Below are 12,411 nucleotides of genomic sequence, written 5' to 3' on the forward strand. Positions count from 1 at the left end.
CTATTCACGGCGCCTGACCTGAAGCCGGGAAAACACAACAGCGGCCAGAACCGAGCTGACGACGACTACGGTGTCGGCATGACGTGGCGGTACGCGACAAGACTGTTCCTCGTCATTGCCGTCATCGTCGCCGGTGCCGTCGCGTGGAATGTGACGACGCCCGACCGGCCGGTCGCCTACATAGTTCCCGCCGATTCGTTGCAATGCTCGATTCCATTCCCCGACCGATACTTCGGCGTCGACTCCGACGCCACAGTTCCGATGGACTTCGAGCCTGTCGCTGCGGTCACCTGCGACTCCTTCCTCGGCGAGGAAGGAGCGGCCGACCGGACCGTCGGCTATTCCGAACACCGCTGGGAAGGTGACTTCTCCGATGCCATCGGACTGCTGAACCGCCGATCCGAACATCCGACGTGGTTTCCCGACAGTTGCGCGGACGACTACAGCCTTGCAGTCCTGCAGGAATTCTGGCTAATCGACCATCGAGGACGCGCAGTCCGACCGGGCTTTCCGCTGAACTCGTGCGGACGGCCGAAACCCGGCGGACTCAACGCAATCACCGAGCTCACCGAAGTAAGACGTATCGAACACCGAGCGCTCTTGTCGAATGACCAGATCAGAACCTTCTTCGGATGCCTGCCCGTATACGCACCACCTCAGATCGGGTCGACGCAGCCGGTCGCCCTGTCCGTGATCGGCAGCTGGTTCTGTCGTTTCGACTCACAACGATTCGTTGGCGCAAGGCCCATAGCGACATCACTGTCCCTGAAGACATTGCCGCTGGCATCGCCTTGCGACGAGGCCCCGACTACGGTCGCCGCTATGCGGTATTCCGACGCCGATTCCTACGACCAATTGCTGACTGTTGAGCTCGACGGTTGTCGCCGGGTCATTCCCGACGGCCACGCCCCACTTCAAGCCTCGGCAGAAATTCTGTCTGAATTTCGGTAGGGGCGGTGATGTGAAACCCCAGGCATCGGCCGAACGCGGCTTCTTTCTGGTAGACACGCGGTGTGCTTTCCTACTCCCGTTCGATGTCCGCTGCCCTGTGCTGCCTCGCATTGGCCGTGGTCGGGGGATGCAGTTCCACACCCGACACCACGCTCGACGAACCGACGACCACCACCGCCCAGGCCCCGCAGTACGACCTGACGGGCGTGCCGGGCACTGTTCTCGAATACGAGGACTTCGGTGAGCGATCCGCCGAACTCTCGAACACAGGCGCAACGCTGTATCGCTTCGTGTACGAGTCGACGTCGGGTGTCGACGGTTCCCCGACGGCGGTATCCGGTGTAGCAGCCGTTCCGGCAGGCACCGCACCCGAGGGCGGCTGGCCGATCGTCGTCTACGGGCACGGCACCACCGGCATACAGGCCGATTGCGGACCCACCCTGTATCCCGACCTGATCGGGTACCAATTCGCGGTGCAGGATTTCACCGCACTCGGGTACGTCACCGTGCTCCCCGACTACCAGGGACTGGGCACCGGCGGTGGAACGCACCCGTACCTGGAACCGCGAACCACCGGCAACAACATGATCGACGCGGCCCGCGCAGTCCACAATGCGCTGCCCGACACGTCCGCACGCTGGGCCGCAGTCGGCCTGTCGCAGGGTGGCCAAGCCGCATGGGCTGCAAACGAACTCGCTGCCTCGTACGGCCAGGGGCTCGACCTCGTCGGATCGGTATCGCTCTCACCACCGACCGACCTGACGCCTCTCGTTCGATCCGGTATGGACGGAACTCTCACCACACCGCAGAAGGAACTGTTGCCGTACTTGCTCTACGGCGCACAGCAAGTGGACCCCGCCATCGATCCGAAGGACTACAGCGGCAGCGTCGCCGAGGCCAACAACGAGTTGCTGCTCACCTGCCAGGGCGGAGACACGGAAGGCAAGGCTCGGGCAGTCCAGGCGATGGCACCGGACGAGTTCGCCGCAGACTCGACAGAAGCGGAGCAGAAGCTCCTCGACGTCGTCGGACGCTACACATTGCCGCAAGTGAGGAGCGAGGTGCCGATGTTCGTGGCCTACGGCGCGAAGGACGATATCGTGTTACCCCAGTGGACTGCCGAAGGCGTCGAAAGGGCATGCGCCCTAGGCGATTCGGTCGTAGCGCAGGAGCAGCCCGAGCAAGGCCACAATGTCAGCGACGAGGCGGCCATGCAGTTCCTGGCCGCCGTGTTCGCGGGCCAGTCGGTACCCAGCACATGCTGACGAGCGGCTCCGCGGTGGAGCGAATCACCGAGTACACCCACGACGGTCTGGTGTTCGACGTCATCGATCAGGGACCACTGGACGGCCCGGTTGTGTTGCTGCTGCACGGCTTTCCCGAGCGAGCGTCGTCGTGGTCCGCAGTGATGACGATCCTGAACGATGCCGGTTTTCGTACTGTCGCACCGGACCAGCGCGGATACTCACCGGCCGCCCGGCCGACGCGGCGTCGCGACTATCGTGTCGGAGCGCTGGTGGGCGACGTCGTCGCTCTCATCGACAGGATCGGGACTCCGGTACATCTGGTGGGGCACGACTGGGGAGCGAACATCGCATGGGTCACCACAGGCCGACGACCCGACCTGGTGTTGTCGCTGACGGCATTCTCGGTTCCCCACCCCGGTGCATTCATGACCGGCTTTTTCAACTCGAAGCAAATACTGCACTCCTGGTACTTCGCGTTCTTCCAGTTGCCGATACTGCCCGAGAAATGGATGACGCGGCCCGGCGAAAGAGCCGAAAAGTGGTACAGGGCAAGCGGCATGACCGAAGAGGACCTCGAACGCACGAAGACGGACATCGTCGACTACGGCGCGCTGCCCTTCGCTGTCACCTGGTACCGCGGACTGCCGTTCTCGAGCCCGGGCATCGGTCGTCTGCGCATCACCGTGCCGACCTCGATGGTGTGGAGTGACGGCGACACCTTCATCGGCCGTGCTGCCATCGACACCACCCAGAGGTATGTCGATGCGGCATACACGCTGACAGTGCTACCCGGAATCTCGCACTGGATTCCGACGCAGGCCCCCGATGCGGCTGCCGCCGCAGTGATGCGGTCGATTGCTTCCCATGGCATTTGACCGCACCACTGCCGCAGGCCTGCTCGCCGAGCTGGTCACGCAACGCACCGTGTCCGGAGACCCGGTGCCTCAGCGTTCCTCCATGGATGCCGTCGTCTCCGTACTCTCGGCACGCACGACCGGCATTGCGGTCGAGGGAGATCGCGACGGCCCGCACCCGTGGCTGTTGATCACCAATGATGCGCCTCCAACGGCGGCGAGGCTGATGTTCGCCTGCCACGTCGATACCGTCCCGGCGGGCGATCTCTCGAACTGGCAGTTCGATCCGTTCGCCGCAGACGTCGAAGACGGTGTGTTGCGCGGCCGAGGTACGTCCGACATGAAGGCAGGCCTCGTGGCCGCAACGGCCGCTGTGCTCGACGCCTTCGAAAACGGTGTTCCCGCAGCGCTGTTGCTCACCAGCGACGAGGAAATCGGATCGCTCGGCGCACTTGCCGCTCGTCACGCCGTGGCCGAATGTTCGGTGGGTGCGGTGGTGGTGCCCGAGGCGACAGGCAACCAGGTACATCTGGGCCATCGCGGCGCCTTGTGGGTCGATGTCACAACCAAAGGTATTGCTGCACATGGCAGTACACCGCAGCGGGGCGAGAGCGCAATCATGAAGCTCGTCGACGTCCTGGCACGGGCGCGCGACGAACTCCCGTTGTCGACGGATGCGTTCCTGGGCGCAGAGACGTTCAACGTCGGGATGATCGACGGTGGATCGGCCCCCAACATCGTTCCCGACATCGCACACGTCGTCGTCGATCATCGAACCGTCGGTGACGGCTCGACACTGCTGTCGTGGTGGCGCGATCAACCCGAGGTCGACCACGTCGAGGCGCGAATCGACCTGCCCGGCGTGAGGACGGCGGGTGGAAACAGCTGGGTCGACGAGCTACCGCACTCCGTTGCGCCAGAACCGGTCACGTACTTCACCGACGCATCCATCATCGCCGCGGCGGCCCCCGGTGCGCCGATCGTGGTGTGGGGACCGGGGACGCCGGCCCTCATGCATGCCGCCGACGAAACCGTCGCACTCGAGGAACTCGATGCCGCCATCACCGCCTACACCGCAGTGACGCGCGCCTGGCCTACCGTCGACTGACGCACCACCAACTCCGGCTGCAGAGCGATGTGCGCAGTACCCGTCTCGTCGCTGTTCATCGCCTGATCCAACAGCCGAGTGGCCTCCGCCGCGATGCGTTCCTGCGGCTGCCGGACGGTCGTCAGAGGCGGATTGCTCAACGCCGAGAACGGAATGTCGTCGAACCCGGTCACCATGACATCAGCGGGAACCGACAAGCCCAGCGCCTGGCAACTCTGCAGAACGCCGAGTGCAATCAGATCGTCTGCACACACCACCGCGTCGGGACGTGAAGACGCTCCGAGCATCGACCGCGAGGACTCACGTCCCCAGTCGATCGAGTAGTCGCCCAACAGCGTCCACTCCTCTCGCGTCTCGATTCCCACTCTCTGCGCGTGACGGAAGAAGCCGGCCCGACGCAGCTCGGTCGACGAGTTGGTCAGCTCGGAACTGATGAAGGCTGCACTCCGAACACCCAGCGCAGCAAGATGATCCATGACCAGCGCCTGCGCAGCATCGTCGTCGACGCCGACCCAGTCGGTGTGGGTGTCGAGCGCGAAGCGGTCGAGTTGAACGACAGGAATGGCGCGGGCCGTGGTGCGCACGGCCTCTGCGGACCGCTCCCCGTGGCACGGGCTGATGATGATGCCGTCGACCTGACGCGAGACCAAGCTGCGCAACCTCTGCGCTTCGACCTCCGGATCGGATCGGGAATCGCACAGGAAGAGTTGCAGGCCACGCTGCGACAGCACGTGCTCGACGTTGACGACGAGCGAGGTGAAGAAGGGGTTGGCAATGCTCGGCACCACCATGCCGACCGTGTCCGTTCTGTTGCGGCGCAGCGAACTGGCAATGATGTTGCCCGAATATCCCAGATCCTCGGCCGCCTGCCGGATGGTGGCAGCGATGTCCTCCGAGACCGGACGTGAGCCCGACAGTGCTCGAGACACCGTGGCCGTCGAGACACCTGCGCGCTCGGCAACGTCGCGAATGGTTGCTTTACGCATCCAACTCCTACTCTCACGTGAGGACCCGAGGTTATCGAACCGCGCAGTCGCTTGCGTTGCTGTTTACACAGTAGAGGTAATCGTTTACATAAACGACTCCGGAATTCCTTGACATGGATGGGTGTCGATCCTTTACGGTGCATACATGCGAGGTAATCGATTACATGCCCTCGCCCGACGATCACCCGAGGAGTTCCCTACGTGAGTACGTCCCTGTCGGACCAGCACCCCGAGCAATCGCTGGGAGTCTTCCCGACCAAGCCGTCGGCTCTGGCCGAGATCTTCACCTCGGCACCAGCGCTCATCGGTGCCATTCACCTGCCCGCTCTACCCGGCAGCCCGCATTACAAGGGTCAACCCGTCTCCGAGATCTCGGCATTCGCCCTGGCAGAGGCACACGCGTACATCGACAACGGCTTCGACGGTGTCATCGTCGAGAACCATTGGGACATACCGTTCCTCAAGCCGGGCGAACACGGCTACGAAACCGCGGCGAGCATGGGCGTGGTCACGGCCGCCGTCGTCGGCGACTTCGGCAACCGAGTCGGCGTGAGCATCCTGTCCAATGCCGGCGAATGCGGCGTGGCCGCAGCGTGGGCAGCGGGCGCGAGCTTCGTGCGCGTCAACCAGTGGGCCAACGCCTACATCGCCAACGAGGGATTCATCGAGGGCCAGGCCGCCAAGACCACCCGCTTCCGTCACCGCATCGGTGCCGATCCGGTCAAGATCTTCGCCGACGTGCACGTCAAGCACGGCGCACATGCCATCGTCGCGGACCGCACCATCGCCGAGCAGACCGAGGACGCCGAGTTCTTCGACGCCGACGTCCTCATCGCCACCGGCTCACGAACCGGAGATGCCGCCTCGGTCGACGAGGTCTCGGTGATCAAGAACAACACGATGCTTCCGGTCATCATCGGCTCCGGCATCACCGCCGCCAACGTGGGCGACCTCATGAAGGAATGCGACGGTGCCATCATCGCCTCCTCGGTGAAGGAGAACGCTCGCTGGTGGGGACGCGTCGCAGGCGAGAAGGTTCGCGCCGTGGCCCGCGCGGCAGGGAAATAGCCATGATCGTCTTCTTCGGCTACGCCAACAACGATGTGACGGTGCATGTTCCGCATGTCCCAGTTCTGGGCGAGCGAGTGCAGGCAACGGCCATCGACTCGATCGACGGCGGCATGAACGCGAACGCCGCGGTAGCCGCAGCCCGTATGGGTGCCCGCGTAGCCTTCGCTGGCGCAGTGGGCCCAGACGCCCGATCCACCGAGTTTCTCGCCGGGCTCGAGCACGACGGAGTCGACACCAGCTGGGCACCGCGTGACGCATTCCTCTCCACCGCAGTCGTTCTCATCGCCGACGGAGGCGACCGTTCGATCATCAGCCAGGACGACGCCAACGACGCACACCGACTGACGACCGTCCTCGACGCCCTCTCCATCGAAGGCGGACGACTGTTCGTCGACGGCTACCGAGCAGAGATGCTCCCACCCGAACTACCCGACAACGTCAGCCTTGCCATCGACCTCGACGGCTGCGACGATCTCGACGCCGCACTGCGCGCTTTTGCCCTCGCCGATCACGTCATCGTCGGACGCAGTCTGTGGCAGAACAACTTCGGCATCGATGCCGAACGGTGGTCGATGCTGACCGCCCAGCACGACACCCACCTCGTCGTCACCGACGGCGAACACGGATGGACCCTGGTGACACCCTCGGGTGAGACGATCACCGAACCCGCAGTATCGGTCGACGTCGTCGATGCCGTCGGCGCCGGAGACTGCTTCTGCGGTACGTACATCGCCTTCGTCGACGCAGGCGAACATCCCGCTCGCGCAGCCCGACTCGCAGGAGCGTCGGCAGCTCTCGCCTGCGCGACGGCCGGACCACGCGGATGCCCCAGCATCACCGAACTCAACGAATTCACCGCCACCCTCGCTACTGTCGATCTTCAGGAGATCCGATGATCAAACGCGCACTTCCCCTCGTTCTCGGTGCGGCACTTGCCCTCACCCTCGTATCCTGTGACTCCGCCTCCACCAGCGACACATCGGGCGGCACCGACGCGGCCGCGTCGTCCATTCCGGATCCGTCCCGAGTCGCCGACACGTGCGACGGCAAGAACGGCAGCCTGAAGGTCGGTCTGGTCACGATCAACCTGCAGGCGCTGTTCTTCAACCAGATCAACAACGCCGCCCAGAAGGTGGCCGACGAAGCCGGGGTCGATCTACAGATCATCAGCGGAAACGATGATTCCGTCACGCAGGCCAACGCGTTCGACAACCTCATCGCCTCCGGTGTCGACGCCATCATCGTCGACGCCATCGACACCGACGGCATCAAGCCATCCGTCGCCAAGGCCGCCGCAGCAGGTATCCCGGTGGTCGCCGTCGACGCCACCGTCGACGCCCCGGGAGTCTCCACCCAGGTCGGCACCGCGAACGCCGAGGGTGGCGCTCAGATCGGCAACACCCTCACCGAACTCGCGAACAACACCGGGACCGTCGGCATCGTCGGTGCGCTCAACAGCACCATTCAGCTCGAGCGTCAGAAGGGATTCACCGACACCGTCTCCGCTGCAGGCATGACCGTCGGAACCGTTGTCGACGGTCGCAACATCCAGGAGAACGCGCAGACCGCCGCGGAGAACCTGCTCACCGGCAACCCGGATATGGAGTACGTCTATGCCACCGGTGAACCGGCACTCATCGGGCTGGTTGCCGCAGTGAACAGCCAGAGCGCACAGGACCGCATCAAGGCCGTCGGCTGGGACCTGTCGGATCAGGCAGTGTCGGCACTGCAGGCCGGCTGGCTCGAAGGCGTCGTGCAGCAGAACACCTTCGAGTTCGGTTACGAAGCAATGAATGCCGCCATCGACCTGGGCTGCGGACGCACCGCACCTGCGGACATCCCGGTTCCCACGCAGATCGTCACCCCCGCCAACGTGGGCGACTACATGTACTACCTGGAGAAGTAGCACATGGCACAACAAGATCCGACTGCGCCACTGATCGAACTGTCGGGAATCACCAAATCGTACGGCCCGGTGAAATCGCTTCGCGGAGTCGATCTTCGGCTCGCGCGCGGCGAGGTACTCGGGGTCGTCGGAGACAACGGCGCCGGCAAGTCGACGCTCATGAAAATCCTTGCCGGCGCCGTTCAACACGACGGTGGTGAGATGCGAGTCAACGGAGAACCGGTTCGCTTCTCGACGCCACTCGATGCACAACAGCAGAAGATCGGCATCGTCTATCAGGACCTGGCACTGTGCGACACCCTCGACGTCGCCAGCAACCTGTTCCTCGGGCGCGAACCCCGCAAGGGACCGTTTCTGGACCGGCACGGTATGCACGAGCGCGCTGCCGAAATCCTGGCGGACCTGCATGTGAAAGTGAAGTCGACGTACCAGGAGATCGGGCAGCTCTCGGGCGGGCAGCGGCAGACCGTCGCGATCGCCCGCGCCGTGTCGTTCCGCCCCGACGTGTTGATCCTCGACGAGCCAACGGCTGCACTGGCCGTCGCCGAGGTGGAGTCGGTGTTGAAACTCATCACCGACGTTGCGGCACAGGGCGTCGGAGTCATCCTGGTGACGCACCGGCTGCAGGATCTGTTCCGGGTGTGCGACCGCATCACCGTCATGTACGAGGGGCAGAGCGTGGACGACGTACCGATCGGTGACCTCAACATCGAATCGCTTGTCGGACTGATCACACGCACTCCGGTTCCCCAGCGTTCACCGTCCTCGCCGGAAGGCCGACCATGATCACACTCGACAAGAACGCGCAGCCCAGCGTCGCCAAACTCGCTGCGCGCCCATCACTGTGGCAACAGACCAACAAGCCGACACTGGCCATGCTGGCTGTCACCGTCGCGGTGGCCATCGTCTTCTCGGTCACCACGTCCTCGTTCCTGACCTTCACCAACATCTCCAACCTCGCGACGCAGATCGCACCGGTCCTGATCATCGCCGTCGCCATGACATTCGTGATCACCACCGGCCAGATCGACCTCTCGGTGGGAGCAACCGTCGCCTTCGTCGCCGCGATGAGTGCAGAGCTCATTCAGGCAGGCGTGGACTCCTCGGTGGTGTTCATCGCGGCCCCGCTGATGGGAGCGGCTTGGGGCCTGGTCAACGGTTGGCTCGCTGCCTACCAGGGCATTCCACCATTCATCGTCACCCTCGCCACGCTGTCCATCATCCGCGGAATTGCGCTCTACCGCACCGAAGGGTTCTCCGTCCCCATCACCCCGGGCACCGCGTTCGCGAAGCTCGGTACTGCGTCCTGGTTGGGATTCTCGGCAAGTGCGTGGATCGCGTTGGCCGTGGTGATCATCGGCGCAATTGCCCTCAACCGCACCCGCTTCGGCCGCTACGTCACCGGAATCGGTTCCAACGTGGAGTCCGTTCGACGCTCCGGCGTCAACACTCGCCGCGTGCTGATGATGACGCTGGTGTTCACCGGCCTGGCCGCCGGCATCGCCGGCCTACTCATCGCTGCACGGCTCGGCTCGGGATCGGCCAACTCCGCCAACGGTTTCGAGCTGACCGTCATCACCGCGGTGGTGCTCGGCGGTACCAATCTGTTCGGTGGACGAGGCACCGTGGTCGGCACCGTGATCGGTGCGGTCCTCACCGGCATCATTGCCAACGGCCTGACCCTGCTGGGCGTCAGCCCGTTCCTCACCCCGATCATCACCGGAATCGTTCTGCTCGTCGCCATCTGGATCAACATGCGTGGGCATTCACTGGCGTCGCTGTTCAAGCACTTGCAGAGCGCTCCGGGCAAGCAGTGATCGTCACGACGGTCACGGGGCCGGTCGACTCCAGCGAACTGGGGCTGGTGCTGCCACACGAGCACCTGCACAACGACGCCTCCGTGGCGTACTCGGAGTCGCCCGATCCCGTTGTGGCACAGGCTCTCTCCGGACCGATCTCGGCTCGAGATGCATGGCTGCTGCACGACAATCCCTATCACAGCGCCGACAACTGTCGGATCGAAGACGCGACAGCCGTATTGGCAGACCTGAAAACCTTTGCCGATCACGGTGGGGCGACCGTCGTCGATCTGACGCCGCCCGGAATCGGTCGTCGGCCCGAGATTCTGGAACGGTACTCCCTCGAATCGGGCGTCCGCGTCGTCATGGGCTCGGGCTGGTACCTCGAGGCCACGCACCCGGCCGAGGTCGCGTCGCTCGGCGTCGACCAGCTCGCGTCGGGACTCATTGCCGAGTTCACCGCGGACGACGGACCTCGTCCCGGAGTGATCGGGGAGATCGGCGTCTCGCCGTCGTTCACCGCCGACGAACAGAAAGCGCTGCGCGCAGCGTGCGTCGCCCAACGAGAAGTCGATGTACCACTGTTCGTTCATCTTCCGGGCTGGCAGCGGCGCGGGCACGAAGTGCTCGACATCGTCATCAATGAGATGGGCGTCGACCCGAGTGCTGTGGTGCTCTGCCACATGGACCCGTCGGGCAACGATCCCGATTACCAATGCGCTCTGGGCGATCGCGGGGTGTATCTCGAATTCGACATGATCGGCATGCCCTTCGAGTTCCCGGGCGAGGGGCAGTCTCCGTCACCCGCCGAGACCGCCTTCGCGGTCGCCGGTCTCATCGGCGGAGGGTACCGACAGCAACTTCTCCTCAGTCACGACCTGTTCCTCAAGTCGATGCTCCGCGCCTTCGGGGGCAACGGTTTGGCCTACGTACCAATCTCTTTCGCAGCCCGACTCGTGCGCAGCGGAATCGATCCACAGCACGTTTCCTCGCTGATGCGAGACAACCCCAGGTCGCTCTTCGAGAGCGCCGGAAAAGGATAGAGAACCACCATGGGTAAGAAAGTTCTGATCGCCGGTGAAAGCTGGATGACCACCTCGACCCACGTCAAAGGGGTCGACGAATTCACTGTGCACTCCTACGTCGAAGGCGTCGGACCGCTCAAGGATGCCCTGACCTCCCGCGGACACGACGTGGTGCACATGCCCGCGCACTTGGTCCCGACCCAGTTTCCCGGCAGCGCAGACGCCCTGTCCGCCTACGACGTCATCGTGCTCTCCGACATCGGCGCCAACTCGATTCAGCTCGCGCCGAGCGTTTTCGACCGGTTTCAGGCGGGCGAGGATCGATTGGTCGAGCTCCGGAACTGGGTGCACGACGGCGGTGCACTGCTGATGATCGGCGGCTACCTCTCGTTCTCCGGATTCCAGGCCCGAGCAGCGTTTCGGCAGACGGCACTCGCAGACGCGCTGCCGGTGACGATGCTCGCCGAAGACGATCGCGTGGAGACGCCCGGCGGCATGATCCCCGTGGTGGTCGACGGCACGCATCCCACCGTGAGCGCCAGCGGTACCGAGTGGCCGGCTCTACTGGGCTACAACCGCGTGATCGCCAAGGACGGAGTTGCCGTACCCGCCACCATCAACGGCGATCCGCTCGTCGCTGCGGGCACCTACGGTAAAGGCCGCTCGGCGGTCTTCACCTCCGACTGCTCGCCGCACTGGGCACCGCCGGAATTCTGCGAGCAATGGCTCGGATACACCGATCTGTTCGACGGCCTGATCACCTGGCTGTCCGAAGAATGAGTCGATCCACCGAACTGACTGCGCGGCAACATCGCAACCTCGTTGCCGCGCAGCAGGCCAGTTTCATCACCGACTCGATCCGCGGCACACTGCGCGACGACGACTTTCGGCGATACCTGGTGATCGAGGAAGCGTTCGTGCTCACGGCCGTACGCATCCTGGGCCTCGTGGTTGCAGAGTCCGAGTCCTTGGACGACGCAACCGATCACGTGATGTCACTGTCCAACCTCGTCGGTGAACAGCGCGAATACTTCGCGGGACTGCGCGAGCAGTTTCCGTATTACGGCGATGTGCGCGAGTTGATCGAGAGCTCGTCCGTACTGTCCAACTACGCACTGGGACTCGCCCGTCGAGACGGAAGGGCTGCGGCTCTGGTGGCCATGTTCGCCGCCGAGACCCTTTACCTGTCGTGGTGTCGCGCAGCACTCGATACGTCGGTCCATCGAGAACCGGCGTTGCAGGAGTGGATAGAAATGCACACCCGACCCGCCTTCGTGGCACAGGTCGACGCGTTGGCCCGCGAGGTCGATGCCATGGACGGTGTGGACGACGCAACGCTGGACGAGTGGTTCGCCGGCATGCTGGCCGCCGAGACCGACTTCCACAACGCGGCGATGCACTAGTGCTTGCGGCAGTGGTGTGCTCGAGTGCCGCCTGGGGCACTCAACCACACCACTGCCGTTG

General features: G+C 64.1%; 13 protein-coding genes. 12 read left to right on the forward strand and 1 reads right to left on the reverse strand.

From position 1 onward, the window contains the following. Positions 1-78: 78 nt before the first annotated feature. The 4 genes from CH305_RS05740 to CH305_RS05755 all read left to right on the forward strand — a co-directional run bounded on the left by CH305_RS05740 (position 79) and on the right by CH305_RS05755 (position 4,160). A complete protein-coding gene (locus CH305_RS05740) occupies positions 79-951 on the forward strand; it encodes a hypothetical protein (protein WP_094703196.1) in 873 nt (290 codons plus the stop codon). 62 nt (positions 952-1,013) lie between these two features. Continuing rightward, positions 1,014-2,216, forward strand: coding sequence for a lipase family protein (locus CH305_RS05745; RefSeq protein WP_094703087.1), 1,203 nt, complete (start codon positions 1,014-1,016; stop codon positions 2,214-2,216). After that, on the forward strand, positions 2,210-3,073 hold the full coding sequence (locus CH305_RS05750) for an alpha/beta fold hydrolase (RefSeq protein WP_094703088.1): 864 nt from the start codon (positions 2,210-2,212) through the stop codon (positions 3,071-3,073). The genes CH305_RS05745 and CH305_RS05750 overlap by 7 nt, the downstream gene beginning before the upstream one ends. Beyond that, the gene (locus CH305_RS05755) at positions 3,063-4,160 is read left to right on the forward strand and encodes a M20 family metallopeptidase (RefSeq protein WP_094703089.1); all 1,098 of its coding nucleotides are present in this window, start codon (positions 3,063-3,065) and stop codon (positions 4,158-4,160) included. The genes CH305_RS05750 and CH305_RS05755 overlap by 11 nt, the downstream gene beginning before the upstream one ends. Here CH305_RS05755 and CH305_RS05760 read toward each other — a convergent pair. Beyond that, positions 4,121-5,146 carry a LacI family DNA-binding transcriptional regulator gene (locus CH305_RS05760; protein ID WP_032377610.1) on the reverse strand — a complete coding sequence of 342 codons (1,026 nt, stop codon included), beginning with the start codon at positions 5,144-5,146 and terminating at the stop codon, positions 4,121-4,123. The genes CH305_RS05755 and CH305_RS05760 overlap by 40 nt on opposite strands. 201 nt (positions 5,147-5,347) lie before the next feature. On the opposite strand from CH305_RS05760, the gene CH305_RS05765 reads away from it, so the two are divergent. From CH305_RS05765 to CH305_RS05800, 8 genes are read left to right on the forward strand one after another with little or no spacing between them, the layout of a single operon-like run. Further along, on the forward strand, positions 5,348-6,214 hold the full coding sequence (locus CH305_RS05765; RefSeq protein ID WP_230592645.1) for a BtpA/SgcQ family protein: 867 nt from the start codon (positions 5,348-5,350) through the stop codon (positions 6,212-6,214). Between the two features lie 2 nt (positions 6,215-6,216). Beyond that, positions 6,217-7,113, forward strand: a complete 897-nt coding sequence (locus CH305_RS05770; RefSeq protein WP_094703090.1) for a carbohydrate kinase family protein — start codon at positions 6,217-6,219, stop codon at positions 7,111-7,113. Further along, on the forward strand, positions 7,110-8,123 hold the full coding sequence (locus CH305_RS05775; protein WP_032405317.1) for a substrate-binding domain-containing protein: 1,014 nt from the start codon (positions 7,110-7,112) through the stop codon (positions 8,121-8,123). Before CH305_RS05770 ends, CH305_RS05775 begins: the two co-directional genes overlap by 4 nt. 3 nt (positions 8,124-8,126) lie before the next feature. Next, complete coding sequence (locus tag CH305_RS05780; protein WP_037147221.1) at positions 8,127-8,909, forward strand: ATP-binding cassette domain-containing protein; 783 nt, start codon at positions 8,127-8,129, stop codon at positions 8,907-8,909. Further along, entirely contained in the window at positions 8,906-9,940 is a 1,035-nt protein-coding gene (locus CH305_RS05785) for an ABC transporter permease (protein ID WP_032405316.1), read from the forward strand. Before CH305_RS05780 ends, CH305_RS05785 begins: the two co-directional genes overlap by 4 nt. Next, positions 9,937-10,965 (forward strand): phosphotriesterase, encoded by a 1,029-nt coding sequence (locus CH305_RS05790; RefSeq protein ID WP_094703091.1) that lies wholly within the window; start codon positions 9,937-9,939, stop codon positions 10,963-10,965. The genes CH305_RS05785 and CH305_RS05790 overlap by 4 nt, the downstream gene beginning before the upstream one ends. Positions 10,966-10,974: 9 nt before the next feature. Further along, positions 10,975-11,727: a glutamine amidotransferase gene (locus CH305_RS05795; protein WP_094608655.1), complete on the forward strand. Its 753-nt coding sequence runs from the start codon at positions 10,975-10,977 to the stop codon at positions 11,725-11,727. Continuing rightward, positions 11,724-12,350, forward strand: coding sequence for a TenA family protein (locus tag CH305_RS05800; protein ID WP_094703092.1), 627 nt, complete (start codon positions 11,724-11,726; stop codon positions 12,348-12,350). Before CH305_RS05795 ends, CH305_RS05800 begins: the two co-directional genes overlap by 4 nt. Positions 12,351-12,411 lie beyond the last annotated feature (61 nt).

The organism is Rhodococcus sp. 15-649-2-2 (assembly GCF_002258645.1).
In the GTDB taxonomy this organism is placed as follows: domain Bacteria; phylum Actinomycetota; class Actinomycetes; order Mycobacteriales; family Mycobacteriaceae; genus Rhodococcoides.